General features: G+C 68.5%; 15 protein-coding genes and 1 pseudogene. 12 read left to right on the top strand and 4 right to left on the bottom strand.

Going from position 1 to position 19,092, the window contains the following annotated elements:
• The first annotated feature begins 66 nt into the window (after positions 1 to 66).
• From SALPAC4_RS0112770 to SALPAC4_RS0112720, 9 genes are all read left to right on the top strand, one after another.
• The gene (locus SALPAC4_RS0112770) at positions 67 to 3,096 is read left to right on the top strand and encodes a lantibiotic dehydratase (RefSeq protein WP_027644556.1); all 3,030 of its coding nucleotides are present in this window, start codon (positions 67 to 69) and stop codon (positions 3,094 to 3,096) included.
• Entirely contained in the window at positions 3,093 to 4,355 is a 1,263-nt protein-coding gene (locus tag SALPAC4_RS0112765) for a lanthionine synthetase C family protein (RefSeq protein ID WP_027644557.1), read from the top strand. The genes SALPAC4_RS0112770 and SALPAC4_RS0112765 overlap by 4 nt, the downstream gene beginning before the upstream one ends.
• Positions 4,356 to 4,369: 14 nt before the next feature.
• Complete coding sequence (locus tag SALPAC4_RS0112760; protein ID WP_019870653.1) at positions 4,370 to 5,239, top strand: thiopeptide-type bacteriocin biosynthesis protein; 870 nt, start codon at positions 4,370 to 4,372, stop codon at positions 5,237 to 5,239.
• Entirely contained in the window at positions 5,236 to 6,453 is a 1,218-nt protein-coding gene (gene fxlM, locus SALPAC4_RS0112755; protein WP_012180843.1) for a methyltransferase, FxLD system, read from the top strand. Before SALPAC4_RS0112760 ends, fxlM begins: the two co-directional genes overlap by 4 nt.
• 123 nt (positions 6,454 to 6,576) lie before the next feature.
• Positions 6,577 to 7,701, top strand: coding sequence for a hypothetical protein (locus SALPAC4_RS0112750; protein ID WP_018794742.1), 1,125 nt, complete (start codon positions 6,577 to 6,579; stop codon positions 7,699 to 7,701).
• A 1,557-nt stretch (positions 7,702 to 9,258) separates the two neighbouring features.
• A complete protein-coding gene (locus SALPAC4_RS27750; protein ID WP_032718128.1) occupies positions 9,259 to 9,471 on the top strand; it encodes a hypothetical protein in 213 nt (70 codons plus the stop codon).
• A gap of 167 nt (positions 9,472 to 9,638) precedes the next feature.
• On the top strand, positions 9,639 to 9,794 hold the full coding sequence (locus tag SALPAC4_RS27955) for a hypothetical protein (RefSeq protein ID WP_016815046.1): 156 nt from the start codon (positions 9,639 to 9,641) through the stop codon (positions 9,792 to 9,794).
• 17 nt (positions 9,795 to 9,811) lie between these two features.
• Complete coding sequence (locus tag SALPAC4_RS0112725) at positions 9,812 to 10,258, top strand: hypothetical protein (protein ID WP_223874749.1); 447 nt, start codon at positions 9,812 to 9,814, stop codon at positions 10,256 to 10,258.
• A gap of 28 nt (positions 10,259 to 10,286) precedes the next feature.
• Positions 10,287 to 12,392, top strand: a complete 2,106-nt coding sequence (locus SALPAC4_RS0112720; RefSeq protein WP_019870651.1) for a recombinase family protein — start codon at positions 10,287 to 10,289, stop codon at positions 12,390 to 12,392.
• A 118-nt stretch (positions 12,393 to 12,510) separates the two neighbouring features.
• On the opposite strand, the pseudogene SALPAC4_RS0112715 reads toward SALPAC4_RS0112720, so the two are convergent.
• Both SALPAC4_RS0112715 and SALPAC4_RS0112710 read right to left on the bottom strand, forming a co-directional pair.
• Positions 12,511 to 12,933 (bottom strand): annotated as a pseudogene (locus tag SALPAC4_RS0112715) (class I SAM-dependent methyltransferase); the annotation flags it as partial.
• Positions 12,934 to 13,083: 150 nt separating this feature from the next.
• On the bottom strand, positions 13,084 to 14,232 hold the full coding sequence (locus tag SALPAC4_RS0112710) for a branched-chain amino acid ABC transporter substrate-binding protein (protein ID WP_019870649.1): 1,149 nt from the start codon (positions 14,230 to 14,232) through the stop codon (positions 13,084 to 13,086).
• A gap of 306 nt (positions 14,233 to 14,538) precedes the next feature.
• Here SALPAC4_RS0112710 and SALPAC4_RS28505 point away from each other — a divergent pair, with 306 nt between their 5' ends.
• From SALPAC4_RS28505 to SALPAC4_RS0112695, 3 genes are all read left to right on the top strand, one after another.
• Positions 14,539 to 14,772: a hypothetical protein gene (locus SALPAC4_RS28505; protein ID WP_223874748.1), complete on the top strand. Its 234-nt coding sequence runs from the start codon at positions 14,539 to 14,541 to the stop codon at positions 14,770 to 14,772.
• Positions 14,773 to 14,835: 63 nt separating this feature from the next.
• On the top strand, positions 14,836 to 16,137 hold the full coding sequence (locus SALPAC4_RS0112700; RefSeq protein WP_027644559.1) for a choice-of-anchor A family protein: 1,302 nt from the start codon (positions 14,836 to 14,838) through the stop codon (positions 16,135 to 16,137).
• Positions 16,138 to 16,297: 160 nt separating this feature from the next.
• Positions 16,298 to 16,843 (top strand): hypothetical protein, encoded by a 546-nt coding sequence (locus SALPAC4_RS0112695; protein ID WP_019870646.1) that lies wholly within the window; start codon positions 16,298 to 16,300, stop codon positions 16,841 to 16,843.
• On the opposite strand, the gene SALPAC4_RS0112690 is transcribed toward SALPAC4_RS0112695, so the two are convergent.
• Positions 16,813 to 17,475 (bottom strand): hypothetical protein, encoded by a 663-nt coding sequence (locus SALPAC4_RS0112690; RefSeq protein ID WP_019870645.1) that lies wholly within the window; start codon positions 17,473 to 17,475, stop codon positions 16,813 to 16,815. The two genes, SALPAC4_RS0112695 and SALPAC4_RS0112690, sit on opposite strands and share 31 nt — an antisense overlap.
• 23 nt (positions 17,476 to 17,498) lie before the next feature.
• Complete coding sequence (locus SALPAC4_RS0112685) at positions 17,499 to 19,076, bottom strand: DUF6406 domain-containing protein (protein ID WP_033664945.1); 1,578 nt, start codon at positions 19,074 to 19,076, stop codon at positions 17,499 to 17,501.
• Positions 19,077 to 19,092 lie beyond the last annotated feature (16 nt).

The raw sequence follows: 19,092 nt of genomic DNA, 5'->3' as shown, positions 1-19,092 counted from the left end.
CGGAACCGGCACCCCCACAACCAGCCAGTCCCCCGGAGGAACGCTTCGGAACGGAAGGAGGAGCCCATGTTTCGGTCGGTCGATGCCGCGGCCATCCGCATTGCCGCTCACTCATGGCCCGACAGCCCAGCGCCTTGGCCGGGCCGGAGCGGTGCCTCCGGTATCGCGTACTGGTTGCAAGCGACGTGGCGGAAGGTCGGCCTGGCCGAAGCTGTCTGGGCCGCCAGCCCCGAGTTCGCTGCTCGCGTAGAAGCAGTCCTCGCCAGCGGAAGCGCTGCTCCGGACCGAGGGTGGCGGATGGCGCTGGCGTTGGCGCGGTACTTGGTCCGTGCGCAGCGGCGTGCGACGCCCTTCGGGTTGTTCTCGGGGGTGGCGACCCTGCGATTCGACACGGTGGCGGCGGTGGTGCCGGCAGGACAGCCGGCGATCCGGGTACGGCCGGACGCGAGCTGGCTCGCGTCCCTGATCGCGCGCCTGGAAGCTGATCCCGACGTACACCGCCGTCTGCCCGTGCAGGCGAACAACCTGGCGCTGGTGAACGGGTCTCGGATCGTCGGGGCGCGCCGGCCGCACGCCTCCGCACGTACGGAGTCGACCTCGGTCAGGAGCACCGCAGCGGTACGGCTGGCGATGTCACTCACCCCTACCCCGTTGCCGTGGGCTGAGCTGGTCGACGCGGTCGCTGCTGCGTTTCCCGGCTTCCCACGCGCGTCCGCTGACGCGATGGTTGCCGGCCTGGTGGACCACGGCGTGTTGATCTCCGCTCTCCGACCACCATCGACGTGCACAGACCCGATCAGGCATGTCCTGGACACCCTCGATGCGATGTTCGACGGTGCTCCTGGGGGACAGCGAGCCCTTCGGGCCGAACTGCGCTCGCTGCGTGATCGTCTCGGTGGTACCAGCGCAGGAAGCACGACGTACCTTTGTGGGCTCGCCGACGATATGCGCAGAGTGGCACCGGCCACCCAGCCGCTCGCGGTGGACCTTCAGCTCGCGGATCAGGTCGCCCTGCCGGAGCAGCTCGCCGCCGAGATCGCCGCTTCGGTGGAGGTGCTACGACGGCTGACGCCGGATCCGGCGGGGCGGCCCGAGTGGTGTGCGTACCGTGCCCGGTTCGTCGACCGTTACGGGATGACGGCTGTGGTGCCGCTCGCTCGGCTGGTAGATCCGCTCGTCGGGTTGGGCTTCCCAGCACACTTCGCCACTGTGGCCGATGCGCCGGTGGCTCTGCTGTCCGACCGTGACGAGCGTCTGCTCGCGATGGCTCAGCAGGTGGTGATCGATGGTGCTCGTGAGGTGGTTCTCGATGACGCGGCCGTCGAATGGCTTGCCGGCACTGGCCGGGTCACCGGGTCTGTCAGCCCTCACGTCGACGTTTCGGCAGAGGTCCGCGCGGTCTCGCTGGAGGCGCTGACACAGGGACGGTTCACTGTCGCGCTGACCGGGATGGGCCGCTCGGCGATGGCGACGAGTGGGCGCTTCCTCGACCGGCTGCCCTACGCCGATCGGGAGTTGATGTGCCGGGAGTTCGCCCGCCTTCCGGTCGCGGTGGCCGGGGCCATGCCGGCGCAGCTGAGCTTCCCGCCGCGCAAGCTACACAGCCAGAACGTGCTCAACTCCCGGCAGGTACTGCCGTGGCTGGTCAGCCTGGCCGAGCACCGGCACGTGGCCGAGAACGTGATTGGCCTCGACGACCTCGGTGTGACCGCCGGCTGCGATCGGCTGGTGCTGGTGTCGATGTCGCGGCGGCGGGTGGTGGAGCCGACAGTGGGGCACGCGGCTGCCGTACACACGATGCCGTTGCTCGGCCGGTTTCTCCTGGAGTTGCCGCGAGCCACGGATGCCCGGCTGAAACCGTTCGACTGGGGTGCGGCGTCCTGCTTGCCGTTTCGACCCGCGCTGAGGTACGGCCGTGTCCTCCTGGCGGCGGCCCGGTGGCGGGTCGATCCGGCGGCCCTGCCCGGTGCGGAAGCAGGCGATGACGAATGGTTGACGGCCTGGGAAGCACTGCGGACGAGGCTGCGGCTGCCGGCATGGGTGCAGGTCGGCAACGGCGACCAGCGGCTTCGGCTCCACCTCGATCAGTCCATGGATCGTGCCCTGCTGCGTGCCCACCTGGACGCCAGCGCCGGACCGGTGACCGTGGTGGACGCGGCGAGCCCGGAGGACTTCGGTTGGCTCTCAGGCCGCGCCCACGAGATCGTCGTGCCCGTTGCCTCGACGGTTGCGCCCGCTGCCGCGCCGGCTGCGGTTACCGCGCGAGGCGCATGGCCGCCACCCGCTCCCCCCGAGCCGATTATCCCGGGTGCCAGTGGCCTGCTGTCCGCTTCGGTGGCCGTCGAGCCTTCGACGATGGAGCTGGTCTTGATGCGGGGGCTGCCCGCGCTGTTCGCCGACTGGCCCGAGCCGCCGCTGTGGTGGTTCGTGCGCCTGCGCCGCTCCACTCCGCATCTTCGACTACGACTGCACACCGATGACTACGGCGACGCGGCGGTACGGGTCGGGCGGTGGGTCGCCGGGCTCCGACAGCAACGCCTTGCTGGCGATTGGAGCCTGGACACCTACCATCCCGAGTCCGGTCGCTACGGCTGCGGCACCGCGCTGGCAGCGGCCGAGGAACTCTTCGCCGCCGACTCCACCGCAGCCCTGGAGCAGCTGGTAGCGCAGCCCGAGTCTGGGATCGATCGGCAGGCGCTGACCGCCCTGAGCATGGTCGATCTGGCCGCCTCGATGCTCGGCAGTCGCACCGACGGATGCGAGTGGCTGGTGGCGCGCCCCGAGCAGACCGGGCAGGCACCGATCCAGCGAGCCGTGCTGCGTCAAGCGGTCACCCTCGACCCGGGCAAACTTCCCGAGCCCATCCAGCAGGCATGGCAGGAACGCTCCAGGGCCGCAACCCGGTACGCCGCCGAGCTGTCCGCGGTCGCCGGCCCGCTCACCCCCGCCTCGGTGCTCGCGTCGCTGATGCACCTGCACGTCGTTCGCGCTCTCGGCCCGGACGAAGACGCCGAGCAGCTCACGTATCGGTTGGCCCGTCATGTCGCGCTGGCGGCGGTGCGCCGCCGGGTTCGCGCCGTAGGAGCATCCCGATGACCGGAAAAGCGCTGAGAACACCGTTGCTACGGGCGGCCGAGGCGATGGCCGCATGTATCACCGACACCCTGACCGAGCCGCCGCCCCCGGGTTTCGCAGCAGACGACTACGGGCCACGCAGTACCCGCTGGTACGCCCAGTCGTTGTCCCGGGGTGCCGCTGGGGTGGCACTCCTGCACGGGGTGCGAGCGCAGACCGGACACGGTGGGTGGGGACCGGTCCATGAATGGCTGCGACGCGCGACCGTTGACCCGCTGAACAACGGCAGCGGAGCCGGACTCTGGTTCGGCGCACCCGCTGTCACCCACGCGCTGACCATGGCCATGCCGCACTCCCGCCCGGCAGCCCTGGACGCGCTTGATCATGCCCTCGACGATCTGGTGGAACGCCGCCTGGTCGCTGCCACGGCACGCCTCGCGGCGCGTACCCGGCCCTCGCTGTCGGAGTTCGATCTCGTACGTGGGCTGACCGGCCTGGGAGCCCACCTGCTGCGCCGCGCCCCGGACGGACATCTGCTCCGGCGGGTACTGGCGTACCTGGTCCGGCTCACCGAGCCGGTGCAGACCGACGACGCCGCAGGTCGACTCGCGCCGGGGTGGTGGAGCGCAGACCCCGCCGACCGCGAAGGTTCGGAGCAGGGTGGGCATGCCAACGTCGGCATGGCGCACGGCATCGCCGGCCCTTTGGCTCTCCTGGCGCTGGCGATGCGGCAGGACATTCGGGTACCGGGGCACGCGGAGGCCATTCGCCGGATCTGCGCGTGGCTCGACTGCTGGCAGCAGGCAAGCCCTGCGGGTCCATGGTGGCCGGAGAAGGTCACCCTCGCGGAGTTGCACGCCGGGAGGCCCTCCATGGGCGGACCGGCGCGGCCGTCCTGGTGCTACGGCACCCCTGGAGTCGCCCGCGCCCAGCAGTTGGCCGGGATCGCTCTCGACGACGCCGCCCGGCAAGAGGCGGCGGAAGAGGCCCTGACCTTCTGCCTGGCCGATCCCCGCCAACTCAGCCGGATCGTCGATCCGTCGCTGTGTCACGGCTGGGCAGGGCTTGCCGCTACGGCCTGGTCTGCCGCCGCCGACGCCCGCACCACCAGCCTCCAGGAACAGCTACCCCAGATCGTGCGCCTGCTGATCCAGCACGCCACGGACACCACCCCGACACGATCCGGCTTGATCACCGGCCCCGCCGGAATCGCCCTCACCCTGCACACCGTCGCGACCGGCACCGACGTCCGCTGGGCCACCAGCCTGCTGATCAACTAGACAAGGAGAGCGTCGTGGATTTCGAATCCGAACCCGACACCGAGCCACCAGGCGTGTCGCCGGTGAGCCGATGGCGCCAGCTCAACCTGATCTTTCCGGACTGGCAGACCGCTGAGGACTACGCCGCAACGCGGCTCGCCCCCGAACTCACCGCTGCGGAAGACCACCGCGCGATCGTCGCCTTCTGGTTCATCCGCAAGAGCGAGACGTGGCGGTTGCGGCTACTGCCGGGCGACCGGCTCGCCCAAGTCTACGCCCTCCTCGCCGCCATCACCGACGACGACCGCATCCGCGATGTCACCGAGCCCATCTACCGGCCCGAGGCGTACGCCTTCGGCGGGGACCAGGCCATGACGATCGCCCACACCCTCTTCCACGCCGACAGCCGCCACATCCTCGGCCATCTCGCCACCGCCGGCGGCACCCACCGGCGTGAACTCGGCGTCCTGCTCGCCACTCGCCTCATGCGCGCCGCCGGACTGGAGTTCTCCGAGCAGGGCGACGTCTGGCGGCTTCTCGCCTCCCGCCGGCACCAACCGAACGCCCCCGCGCCGAGCCCACGGCTCATCGCGGCCGTGCAGCGCCTGATCACCGCAGCCGACGACACGGCCAGAAGCCCTCTGGCCATCACCCCGCAATGGCCACAAGCCCACGAGCAGGCGGGCACGGACCTCGGCCTCCTCGACCGACGTGGGGCGCTGACCCGCGATCTACGCGAGGTGCTGACCCACCACCTCCTGTTCCTGTTCAACCGGCTCGGCATCTCCGCCGCTGACACCTGGCTACTCGCGACGGCGGCCGTGACCGTCACCTTCCACCACCCCTTGGACACCCATCCGGCTATCAACCCGCCGCCAAGATCGGAAGTAGGGTCAACGCAGTGAACACTTCCCCCACCGCACCGGGAACGTCGAGTGCCGCGACGCTGCGCGAACAACTCGCCAGCACGCTCGAACAGCGCGGCCACATCCGCTCCGCTGCCGTCGCGCACGCATTCCGTACGGTGCCCCGCGAGCAGTTCCTCCCCGGCGTCGACCTGGAAACCGTGTACACCCGCCGCCAGATCGTCACCAAACGAGACCCCAGCGGTGCCGCGTTGTCGTCCGCGTCGAGCCCCAGCCTTGTCGCGGACATGCTCGAACAACTCGCCCCACAACCCGGACACCGTGTCCTGGAGATCGGCGCGGCCACCGGCATCAACGCCGCCCTGCTCGCCGAACTGACCAGCCCCGACGGCACAGTCGTCACCATCGAACTCGACCAGGACCTCGCCGACGGCGCCCGCGTCAGCCTCGACCGCGCCGGCTACGACACGGTGAAGGTGATCTGCGGCGACGGTGCCCTCGGCGATCCCAAGCACGGGCCCTATGACCGGATCATCGTCACCGCCGGAGCCTGGGACATTGCCGCCGCCTGGTGGGAACAACTCGCCGACCACGGCCGCATCGTCGTACCCCTGCGCGTACACGAAAGCGGCCTGACCCGCTGCTTCGCTTTCGACCGCACCAGCCCCACGACGATGGTGAGCACCACGACGCCGCTGGTCTGCGGATTCGTCCCCATGCGCGGCAGCACCGAACACATCGATCATCACGTACGCCTCGACGCCGACGTTGTCCTCAAACTCGACGCCACCGACCAGCCCGATCGCGCCGCCCTCGCCAAGGCGCTGAGTCACCCCCGGCTTGAACGCTGGACCGGCATCCAGGCCAGCGACGCCGACCCGATCGGCCACCTCGACCTGTGGCTCCTCGTGCACGCCAACAAGCCATTCGGCCGCCTCGGCGTCGGTGATACCGCCCGCACCAGCGGACTGGTCACCCCCGCCTACCGGTGGGCCGGGGCCGCCATCTACCACGGCGGCACCGTCGCCTACCTCGCCTTCCAGGACGCGGGCAACGGCCACCACGAACTCGGCGCAATCGCCCACGGCCCGGACGCCAACACGCTCGCCACCGAACTGACCAACCTGCTCGACCAATGGGACGAGGCGAACCGCCCCAACCAGCTCACCGTCACCGCGCACCGCGCAGGAACCCGGCCCGCCGACCACGGCGACATCAGCCGAGCCGACACCATCCTTACGATCTCCTTCTGACCGCATCCAGGCCGGGGCGGTGTCCTGTCCCGCCCCGGTGGACGAGCGCAGCTGAGCCGTCACGTACGACCTGAACACACCTCGTTGCCCACATGCGGCCCTTCCGCAGCGGATGAGGACACCATGACTCCGTCTCGTGCCGCCACCATTGCGGCCCGTTTCCCTCTCGTCGCCCGCAAACGACCGCCCGCGAAACCACTGGACGCTCGGGTAGACCGGCTCGTCAGGCTCGCCGAGACCGCACACCGCGAGAGCGACCCGGACAAGGCGTCCATGGTGTTCAACGGGGCGGCCCTCGTCGCCTCCGACTGCGGGGACCCCAATCTTGCACGCGCCTGGTGCCGCCGCCACGCCAGCCTCTACCTCAGCCGAGCCCCGCTGAACGGCTACACGGCCCGCTTCGCTCTAGAACCAGTCGTCAACCTCGCTCGCCTGAGCATTCGTGACGGCGACGGCGACGGCGCGTACCGCCTACTCACCCACCTGTACACGGCCATCGTCGGCGGCACTCCCGCTTTTCTGGACGGCCTGGAGATACATCCTCGACAACTTCCCGCCGATCCCGAAGAACTGAGTCCGATTATCAGTTGGCTGCGCGGCACGCTGCTCTCCGACGGAACCCGTGCCCTCACCCTCGCCGGACGGTGGGACGACGCCGTGACCCATGTACGCCGGTACGACGGGATCGGACCGACGCTCGTTGATGGACGACAGGTCGCGATCGTCGCTCATCTGCTGCGGGACGAAGGGCCGTCAGCAGCGGCTCTCCTTGCGGCCACCGAGATCGAGGCGCCGTGGGAGCAAACAGTGCATGGGCTCCTCAAGATCTGGCAGGAGTTGGCCGTGGGGACGGTCGCCGTCGACCACGCTGACCTCATCGAGCGAGTGTCTGCCGTACCGCGAACTCCCGGGCTCGCAGTGTTCCGCGTTCGCCTCGGGCTGACGGCCCTGGACCTCTCGGTGGGCTTGCCAATCGATGTCGTAGACAACCTGACCAAACAGCTGGTGGCAGATGCGATCCACGACGAGGACGCCAAGGCGGCACGTGACCTCATCAATCACCCGGCTGTCGAGGTCGAACACCAAGAGGCGTTACGCCCGCTGCTGAAGGCGAGCGGGCTAGACCAGGGCTCCCTGCCCGCTAGGGCGATTGATCCGTTTTCCGTGGCGCTCGATCTGGCCGGAGCCGTAATCGCTAGGCAACGTGATCGAGGTCGGGGAGCAGGATTACATGCACGGACGCAGTGATCTGACGCCACGAGTCACCCGTGTCGGTGACCAGGTCCGGATGCACGGCCACGAGTCGTCGAACGAGGAAGGTCTCGCGCTACGGGTAGACGGCACGCCGCTCGGCCCAAGCCCGCGACCGGCACTCGTTCGATTGCGCGCCTTGCGCGTTACGCCATCGTCGAGGCCACGGTGAGCACGACCTATCTGGCCAGCGTGGCACTGGAAGAGGTCGAACGAGCCCAGGCAGAACTCGAACGCCACCTCACGGTCCGACCGTCCGGAGAGTGTGTGACGTGCGGTGAGGTCGAGCCGTGCTCCGGACGCCAAGAGGCCGGCACCACGATCATCAAGTATGGACTTCTGCCGCGCCGTCGACCGGGCGCTTCGGGGGTACGCCGCGCCGCGTCAACCACGGTGGGTGCTGCCCCGACTTCGTGGTTCGCGTCGGCGACCGACGGCGACGGTCACGAGCTGCCCGGGACGGAATCCGAGGCATAGGCGCGCACGGGCATCCCGCAGTTCGGTCACTGGAAGTGCGCCGAGCAGGGGGCGTTCTCGGGGGTGAGTCGGCCGAGTTCGGTGGCCACGACGGACGCCGCCAGGCGGGGACTGCCGGTGGCAGATGTGCGGGTAGGAGGGATATCTCTTATCAGTCGGTTCCGGTCCACCGGCCCTCCTCACCCCCGTTGACGTGCTTGTATGACGTGTTGAAGGGGGCGTTCTGACCCGGCTGTTCGTGGTCGTTGCGTTCCTCGTTGGATCGCTCGTTAGACCTCTCGTTAGAACCCTCATCCCTGAACAGCACGTGTTTCGCGGCCGATAGCTCGACCGATGCAAGCTCAGCGGGCGCCGAGGATTCGGGCTTGGGGCTTACAGCTGGTCACCCCTCAATGGGACGAGCGCTGATGCGGTGGGGACGGTCGGAGAGGGCGAGCAGGCGACGGGGACGGAGGCCGTCCGGCGCGGACGGCGGACGGCGGACGGGGACGGCGGGGTCGTGCTGGTTGGTGCGGACGGCCTCGCAGGACGAGGAGCGGACGGGGTCACCGACCGTCCGGGGCGGCGGATGGGGGCGCGTACGGGTCGTGCCGGCGCACCGCACCACAAGGCGATCTCGTCCACGGCCCGAGGCGGTCGGCCAGGACACGCACTCCAGCAGAAGATGATCTTGTTCAAGTGGGCGAAGATTCTGTGCAACCTGTCACTGATCACATTGGCGCTCCACGCCGCTCCCGTGCCACCGGAAGTCGGCACATCAGGGGTCTGACCTGTGTGTTCAACCCGTTGAGGATCTTGTTCAACCGGGCGTCGGCGGGCGATGCGAGTTGTTCGGCACGGAGCGCGCTTTCCAATTGGAGGCCCGAATTTGTAATCCCTTAGTGTCAGCGCTTGTCGGCGGACGTGGCCCACACGCCCATGCCGAAACCCAGCTCCACCACCCCCGGCGACCGGCCCCAGCCGGCAACGGACGGTTTGCTCCTTCCCCCTATCCACGTCCCTTGCACCCCCGATCCAGAAGTACCGGACGGGCACGGACCGTCCGCCCCGCAGGCGGACGACGGTAGACATCGCGGGGTGCCGACCTCGCCCGATCGCGAGTCTCCGGCTTGCGGTGACGGGCAGTCGGCAGAGGGCACGATTGCCTGCGGTGATGCGCCGGAGGTGCGATTCGACGTCACCGTGCTCGATGGTGAGGCCGGTCGGCGGCTGGCCGTGCTGCAAGCCGAGGTGGTCCTCGACGTGTTGACCTGGCTGCACGACCAGCAGCATCATGCCGAGCCCGCCTGACCGGTCGCCCTCCGCCACTCGGTGTGCCGTGGCCGGTGTGGCCCTCGGGGCGGTCTTGATCCATGCACGGAGTTGAGCGGTGATCGACGTCCACGGGTCGACCGGCAGCACCGGCGGTCGGCCCGGGGCCTGACCAGACACCAACCGCCCCAGGAGGTACGCGCGTCATGTACGCCACCGTCACCCGCGACGACACCGGGCGCATCGTCGTCTACGGCCCCCGCGACACACCGGCCATCGCGCCGAACGATGGGGCAGTCATCGTCCCCATCTGCTCACCGGGAGTCGCTGACCGCACGACCGGCGCCCTGGCCGAGGCATGAACATCCACCCCACGACAGTGCTCCCGCGTGTGGCGTTCTACGGCCGGACCGTCGAGGCCAGCGACCTCGCCACGGCGGCCTTCGTGGTCGGCGGTCAGTACCAGCAGTGCGTCTCGGTGCTGCCTGACGGCGCGATCACGGCGGTGTTCCTCGACCTCGGTACCCGGCCTGACTACCGGCGGGCACCCGCCACCCTGATCCTCGACAACGAGCGGGAGATCAGCCGTGACGGTGGTCTGGATGCCCTGCTCACCGAGGCGAACCGGCCAGAACGCCGGTTCGACTTCGTGATCAGCACCGACGTCCACCGCCTGTCCCGCTGCACGGTGACGAGTACAGCGCTCCTGCGCACGCTCGCGGTCGCCGGCATCGAGTTCCTCCACGCCCCCGAGATCCGCGACGGTGTGACCGACTGCCAGTCATGCCCTGGCGACTACGCAGCGTCGACTACATCAAGGTGCTGACCCAACTCATCCGCGACGGAGGCCACCTGTGACGAGCACCCTGCCCGACTGGCTCCGCCCACCCGCCACCACCGCCCCGAAGCGGACGATACGGGTCGCGTTCCTCGGGCGTACCTCGACCGAGGAGCAGCAGGACCCCACCCTGTCGATCCCCCGACAGTTGACCAACTCCGAACGGGCTCTGCTGCCCAGCATGGTCATCGTGGCGTGGTTCTGGGACGTGGAATCCTCCCGCAAGGAACTCAGCCAACGCGGCCGGGGCACCGCGTGGCAGAAGTTCGACATCGCCGTGCAACGAGACGGCGGCCTCGCCGACATGCTCGACGAGGCCACCTCACCCGATCGCCGCTTCGACGTCGTCATCTGCGAATCGATCGACCGCATCGCCCGCTGGACCCACCAGGGCACCAAGATCGAGCACGACCTCGAACTCGCCGGAGTGCCGCTGCTGGCCGCCGACGAGCCGGTCATGCAGTCGAACAGCCGTAAACGGGCCGCCCAGATCCTCCTGCGTCGCACCAAGCAGGGCGTCGCCGAGTGGTACATGATCGAGATGCTGGAGAAGTCGTGGGACGGCTTCGAGGAACACACCACCCAGGGCTGGAACGTCGGCAAGCCCCCGTACGGCTACCTCGCCGAGAAGCACAAACACCCGGTCCCCGCCAAACGCGCCGAGGGCAAGCACAAGACCAAGCTGAAGATCGACCCCGACCGAGGGCCGGTGGTCGAGCAGATCTACGCCTGGCGCATCGACGAGAAGCTGTCCTACCGGGCCATCGCCGAGCGGCTTAACACCGACCTCGACCGCTACCCGCCCCCACAACCCGTCGACCCCACCCGCGCGGTCGGACGATGGACCGGCTCGGCGGTCCGCGAGATCCTCGTCAACCCCAAGTACACCGGCCACATGGTGTGGAATCGGCGCTCGACCAAAGACAAGCTTCACCCCGGCAAGGTCAACCCCCGTGAGCAGTGGGTCGTCTCCACGCAGCCCACCCACCCGGGCATCGTGCCGATCGAGACGTTCCTCGCCGCCCAAAACGTGAGCCGATCCCGAGAACGGTCACGCGCCGACGCCCACCACGGGACCCCCAACCGGCATAGGCAGACCAAACGGGTCTACGCGCTGCGCTCCTACGTCTGGTGCACCCCGTGCCAGCGGCGCATGTTCGGCCGCACCGTCACCGGATACACCTACTACTCCTGCCAACCCCGAGAGAGGGCCATCCCCGAGGGGCACCCGAGCATGATCTCCGTGACCGAGGAGGTGCTGCTCGACTTCGCCGATCGGTTCTTCAACACCTACGTCCTCGGCCCCGACCGGGTACGACTCGCCGAACGCAGCCTCGACATCACCGCCCAACAGGCAGCCGACGAGCAACGGCAACAGATCGCCGTACTACGGCGGACTCTGGACGACATCACCACCCGCCGCCGTCGCCTCCTACGGGTCATCGAGGAGAACGACGACCCAGACGGCAGCGTGTTCGCGGAGATCTCCGAACGCCGAGCCCAACTCGACCGTGACCGCGAGATCAAGACCGCTGAACTCGCCCACCTCGAAGAAACCACGCCGAACGACCCCGGCAACGCCGACATCCTCGCCGACCTCCCCGAGATGGAAATCAAACTCAGCCTGCTACCCACGGACCGTCTTCGTCGCCTTCTGGACGCCTTCGCCGTGCAGATCTACCACGACGTCCGCACCAACCAGGTCGCGTTCCGAGCCACCGTCAGCCAACACGCCGCCCCACACCTGGCCCGGCTAACCCGCGCTACCGCAGATGGCCCCCGCCCCGCCACCCACCGCCATACCAGCGCAAACGACGCTGCCCCCGCCGACAACGACGGCGGGGGCAGCGACCATTTGCAGTTCTGTGACATGCCCCGCCGGGGGCACCTCAAAGATCAGCAAAGCGCCAACTGGGCAGCGGACAGATCCCGCGTCGGCCGATTGACCCGTGCGGTGTTGTGCCGCCACCGGCGCTCACCACGAGCGATCCGGCCCCGCTCGCCGGCATCGACCTCGCCGGCATCGCCGGCATCGATCATTTCACTCATGCCCAACGAACGCCCTTCCTCGACCGAGCACGATCAGGAGCAAGTACCCGATCACCATCGCCGCCATGCGTGACCGTGATTGTGACCCGCGCCGTTGGATCGCCGCCCGAGGTGTTGGCGCGGAGGTCAGCCACCAATCGACCTTCCTGCCATGTCGATGTGAGTGCGCGGTGACCTGCCGACTCAGCTCATCATTCGGTCGCGATCGCCGCGATCGCCGCGATCGCCGCGATCGCCGCGATGGCGGCGTGCGGCCGCTGAGTGCCCTCGTTGGGCCGTTGGAGGCGCTCAACTTCCGCGAAGGCAGCTCGCGCGAGTCGCTCAGAGAAATCGTCAACGGGCCGGTGATAGGCGGTCACCACCTTGTGGTCGAAGGCGGCGACTTCGTTACCTATGAAGAAGGCCAGCACCAACGTTCCGGCCGGGGCCATTACCCGCCGGAACTCCGTGAGCACGCCGTCGAGATCTTCCGGCGGCAGATGGATTGCCGAGCCCCAGGCCAGGATGCCGGCGATGGAGTGGTCGGCGACGGCGAGACTTTCGAACGACCCGAGTTGGTAGCTGCCGCTCGGGTGAACTCGCCGCGCAAGGGCGATGAACTCCGGGACCACGTCGACGCTCCGCGACGGAACCATATGCCTGCCGGACCTGCTCCAGGTTCACCACGCCCGATGGTACGGGCTCTCGGGTTGGCGGAGCAGCCGACGCCACACGACACCGTCGCGCGGCCGGGGAAGCCCCGACCGCGCGACGGTAAGCCTGGCTCAGCTGAGCTTGATCTCCTGCTGGGCCGTGATCTCACCATCCTTGATCTCGTAGGCCCACGTCACCACCCGGGACTCGTCCACGTCACCGTTCTCATCGAACCTGAGGGACTTCGAGACCCCCTCCTTGTCGTACGAGTCGACCCACGCCAGCAGATCCGCACGCGTGGTGTTGCCCTCGGCCAGGCCCTCGATCAACACGTTCGCGGCGTCGAAACCCTCGGCACCGAAGGGACCTGGAGCAATGCCGTACTTCGCTTCGAAGTCGGCGGCGAAGGTGCCACCGGCCTTTTCCGACGGCAGGCACAGGCAGGTCACGATCGCACCCTCGGCGCTGGCTCCGGCGCCCTTCGGGAAGGACGGGTCGTAGATTCCGTCCAAGCCGAGGAAGGTCGTCGTGATACCGGCCTCCCGCATCTGCTTCACCAGCGGAGCCGCCTCGTTCGTGTAGCCGCCGTAGGCGATCGCGTCCGGCGCGGCAGCCTTGATCTTCGAAATGGTGGCGGCGAAGTTGACCTGCTTCTCCTGCACCTGGTCGGCACCGCCCGCCAAGTCGCCGAGGGCCTCGGTCAGCTCATCGGTGATGCCGGCGCCGTAGGTGGTGCCGTCATTGATCACGAAGACCTTCTTGGCCTGCACCACGTCCCGAAGGTAGACGGCGGCGGCGGCCCCCTGGACGGCGTCGTTACCGACCACCCGGTGGAACACCTTGTTGCCGCCCGCGGTCAACTCGATCGCGGTCGCCGAAGGGCTGACCATCACCATCTCGGCCGCCTCGTAGACCGCCATCGTCGCCTTGCTCTCACCGGAGAACCCACCACCGATGACGGCCACGAAGGACTCATCGCCAGCGACCCTGTTCGCGACCGGCGTGGCTTCGGTCGGGTCCCCCTTGGTGTCGAACTCCTGCAGGGTCACCTCGCAGTCCGGGTTCGCCTCGTTGTGCTGCTCCACCGCAAGCTGGGCACTCTTGAGTGCCGGGAGCGCCAGGCCCGAGTTCGGGCCACTGTAGGCACCGAACATGGCGATCTTGCCACCGCAGTCACTGCTGCCGGCGGTGTCGTCCTCCGCCGCCTGACAGCCCGTCGCGGCAATGAGGACTGCCGACAACCCAACGGCGCTGAGCGCCCGTACGTACTTACGCCTCATGGCTGTAGACCCCCTCCAGTCGCAGGAGTTCCGCGCCCACCCCGAGGCAAAGGCGACCCGCATCAGTACGACAGCCTCCCCACCTCGATGTGAGCGCGCACACCCGCTACGGCTCGTGATGGCGGAGCGTACTGGGCCGACAAACAGTCCCGGAAGCCCTCGAAGCCACGCTTGTCAAACCGTTACGAACACAAACGCCGATATGACCTGAACCTGCACCATCCTTCTCAGCTGGCCCGAGGCCCGTACATCGGCGGCGACGAGCCGATCCAGCCACCGCTGGGTGGATCGCTCGGCGGACCGCTGATGGTGCTGCTTGTGGCCGTGCTGGGCGCCATCCTGGTGCCGGTGCTGTTCGTGCCAGCCAGACTGGTCGGCGAGGTTGCCACGAAGCACGGACGCCTTCTCCTGAAGTCACTGACCACATTCGCCGGCGCCGTCGCGCTGGCGACGAGCTATGCGCCGTCGTGGCGGGCGCGCTGTTCGCGGCCTGGTCACGCGGTCTCGGCTCGACAGGCCCGGGCAGGCCAAGACACATGAATCGACCATTTGCCGCCTATTATCTCTGAGTAGGGCAAATAGTCGTCAATGTGATGGGAAATCATGAACAAGAGCGCAAGGGTGGTTACTACCCGCGCCGCCGCGACCGCCGCGGTCGCCGCCGCCACCGCACTCGTGATGATGGGCAACGTGGTCAGTGCCGCGCCCGTCGGCCCGATCAACCCCGTCCAGGCCACCCAAGGATTCCTGGTCATGACGGAGGGAAACGCGAATTTGATCGGTACGGAGAACGAGGGGACGCTCGCCGTCGGCGGGAACCTCGTATTCTCGCAGTACCAGTTGGCCACGGTGAGCGCGGGAAACTTCTTCGCCCCCGGGGAGAACAACCCAACGGCGCTCGTGGTGGACGGGCAGGTGGACTTCGTGAACAGTCAGCCCGCCACCCGCCTCCAAGTCCTGCAGAACGGGTACGCGAAGATCGGAAACCTGAACGACACCTTCGTCCGGGATTTTGACAACAACAACGTACCGGCCAATACCCGAATCCTGCCGGCCAACGACTACGACGCCTCGCCCCGGATCGAACTCGTCACCAACCAGTCGGTACCGAGTGTCGGGCCGGTCTCGGTGATCGACTTCGCGGAGGCGTTCCAGACCTTCCGGTCAAACTCCACCGAGCTCGCGACGTGTCAGAACACCGTCGTGCTGCGGGACCCGAACGGCGACCCGATCTCCTCCCCCATCCCGCCCGGGACCAACGCCGTCATCAACCTGAGCGCGAACACCACCAACGTGCTCAACATCAACTCGACTGATCTGGACAACATCGGCATCCTGACCTTCGCCGACCAGCCGACCGCGAGCAGCCCGTTGTTGGTCAACGTCAGCACCACCGACGTGGGGGACACCTTCGCCTGGACCGCACCGAACTTCGCCGGCATCGGCGGGCCCGAAGCACGATTCATCCTGTTCAACTTCCCCACCGCCACCGCCCTCACCCTGGCGCCCGGCGGCGCCACGGTCGAAGGAACGATCTACGCGCCCCGCGCCGACTTCACCGACCTTGACCAGAGCAACACCGAGGGCAGCATCATCGCGCGCACCCTGGAGCACCGCGGCGGGGAAATCCACGACTACCCCTTCAGCACGACGCTCGCCTGCGACAGCAGTTCCCCGACGGCCAGCCCGACGGCGACGCCGACCGCCACACCGACGGGCACGCCGACCGCCGATCCGACGATGACCCCGACCGTCACGCCAAGCCCGACCGGGACCGGCCTACCAATCACCGGCTCGTCCAGCGGGTCAATGCTCTTCACCGGCAGCCTGGCCGTGCTGACAGGCACCGCCCTCCTCCTCACGCTCGGGCTCACACACCGGCGACGGCGCAACGCCGGAAGCTGAGCGCGTGTCGGGGCGGCAGCAGCGAGTGCCGCCCCGACACCAACCCCGCCGTCCCACCGTCCCGTAACCAACCCGTGAACGCGCCAGGTGGCGCCGGTCCGCGACGACCGCCACCTGGCGCGGGGCTCTCTTGAGCACCAGAATCGGTACGGTGTAGCGCATGATCCTGCCTGCGAGTCGCACGAACGCAGAGGCGCACCTCTACATGGACCTGCGGCCCTGCACCTGTGGGGAGACCCGGTTCGACCGGCAGAGCGCGGTCGTGGCGCTCGAGGACGGCGACCTGGCGGCCCGCTACAGCGGCCCCTGCCCGGCCTGCGGCCGAGCCCGTGAGTTCACCTTCCGACTGCCCGCCGAGCCCACCCTGGCCCCGTCCGGCGGCTTCCACTACGGCGCGGCCGAGCCGTCGCAGCTTCTCGACCCGGGCGAGTGGCTCTGGGCGGCCGACGCGTACGCCCGGTTGGTGCCGGCGGGCAGGGCGACCGCGGAGGCGGGGCAGCGGGCCCAGGCGACGCTGTTCCGGGCCGTCGCGGCCGTTGACGAGGTGCTCAAGTTCGTCCCACCCGGCGCGGAGTCCGTGCCGGCCAGCGCTTTCACCAGCGAACGGGGACGAGACCTACACCGACGGGACCCGGGCCGCTTCCGGCGCGACCGGTTGGCCGCGGTTCGTGACGCCTACACCGAGATGCTGCCGCCGATCGGTTGAGCCGGATCGCGACGGGCCTCGTCCAGGCAGGCGGCGAACGCCCCGACCAGCAGGGGCAGGGTGGTCAGGAACTCACGCAGCACCCACCGGGGGTTGTGCTCACGGGCATCCGCCACCTCCGCTCGAGCGCCGGCGTCGGCGAAGGCCGTGCAGACCTCCCAGAGGTTGGCGCCGGTGCTGCTCCACTGCCACACGTCGTGGGCCAACGCCGGTAGCCGCAGCACCGGGGCGGCACCGAAGATTCCGATGCCGTAGTTCAGTGGATCGTCCGGGGTGTTACCCAGCGACACCATGAGCGGCAGCACCCGGTACGCGCGAGCGAAGTCCTCCAGGTCCGGCGCGTCCAGGTCGATCTCCAGCAGGAGGCCATCCTCCAGGAACTCCGTCACGAATCGATTCGGGTTGACCACACCGATCTGCTCAGCGGCCTCGATCACCGCCGCCCGGTTCCAGGTCGCGCCGGGCCGATCCACCGGGCAGTGCGCCGCGGCCCACACCCCGAAGGCTTCCGGGTCGGGAATGGTTATCGAGAACCGGCCGATGCTCAGGGCGTTGTACTTCATCGGGGCGCCGACGCTCGGGAAGAACTCCCCGGTGTAGCGCCCCACCGGCAGGATCAACGGCTCGACCATCGTGGGGTTCCTCGTCGTGTCGGTCACGGCAGCGGCTCCAGGTAGATGACGCTGGCCACGAGCAGTTGGTGAATTTCCTGCAGGAACGCGGTGAGCATCCGTTCCGGGTCGAACAGGTCTGGGTCGGTGGCGTTGGCCTCCCGTTCTTCGGCGGCGAGCGCCTGGCAGATCGCCCAGAGACTCTCCCCGGACGGGGCCCGCTCCCACAGGTTGTAGACGGTGCGCGTCACCTTCACCATCGGGTGCTCGAAGAAGCCGATCGACCAGAGCCAGGGTTCCTCGGCGCTGTTGCCCAGCCCGAGTAGACGGGCGCCGACCCGGTGCCGACGCGCGAACTCCACCGCCTCCGCCGGGGCGACCTCAACGAGGAGTCTTTCGGCTATCAGCCCGTCCAACAACGGCCCAGTGTCAACGCCGGGCAGTTGTCTGGCCGCCGCGTCGCGTACCGCCGAGACGGTCCGGGGCTGCTCGGCCGGCTGGGCACCAGCCCCATGCGCCAGCGCCCAGAGAATGAAGCGCTCGTTGTCCAACTCCCACACCTCCGCGCCGAGCCGGACCCGGTGGATACGCTCGGGCGAACCGACCGTCGGGTAGAAGGTGCCGAAGAACTCCCCCACCGGCACCACTTGAGCCGGCCCGGGCGGAGTCTCCGCGGCCGGCGGTCGGCTGTCCGGCAGGACGGCCAACGGCGGGTGCTCCTGCGGCCGATTCACTGACGGCGGGTGCTTTTCCGGGCGGAGGGTTACCGGCGGGGGAAACTCCTCCGGGCGGAGGGCCCACGACTGCGCCTCCTGGGCGGAGTGGCCGGGCTGCCCAGGCCAGACGATCTCAGCCGGCGGCAGGTCGGAGACGTCAACCGGGGTGATCCGACCGAGGAGGTCTCCCATCGAGCGGGTCACCGGAACGAGGTGCCGCTCCCGTCCCGCGGCACCCTCGGGACCGATCGGTCCACTCAACCCGGTGTCGGGCAGGAAGTAGATGCCCTCCCGCTCCATGTCGCGCATCCGCAGCGACAGGACCAGGAGTCCTCCGGCGAGGTTTGCGATGACCAACCAGTCCGGCGACAACCAGGGGTCCCGATGTTCACGCTGGGCCTGCACCAGGTCCAGTGACGGATGCTGCGGATGCACCCCGAACAGGGGGCGTTCCGGGATGAACAGGAACGGCCGACCGGGGATGTGATGTTCCATCTCGGGCTGCGCCCCGTTGTTTAGCTTCAGCCACCTCCGGTAGCTCGGGGGCAGTTGAGTGCCGAGCTCGGCCTCCACCGCCTGAAGCTGCGCCTCGTCGAGCTGACCATAGGAGCACAGCCGGGCGGATTTCCAGACCCGGCCAGTCGGTGGCGTCATCACCTCGTTCTCGTCGACCCGCCGGACGACGACGCGCCACTCGTGCGCGTTCTTCATGTCGACGTCCGCGAAGCGCCAGGTCTCCTCCCCCACGGGGAAGGTATCGCCCAAGACGACTACGTAATGAGGGGACTCCTCAGCCCCATGGGGCATCACGACGACTTCTGCCCGGACCGGGGGACCTCCATCAAGCCGTGGAACGGCGAGCCGCGCCGGCCCGATACTCGACACCGTGTTGTTTCGGATGGACATCCTGTCCGTAAAGGAG

Source organism: Salinispora oceanensis (genome assembly GCF_000383575.1).
Lineage (GTDB): Bacteria > Actinomycetota > Actinomycetes > Mycobacteriales > Micromonosporaceae > Micromonospora > Micromonospora oceanensis.
The sequence above is the reverse complement of the archived record's forward strand: the minus strand, read 5'-3'. Positions and strand labels throughout refer to the sequence as shown.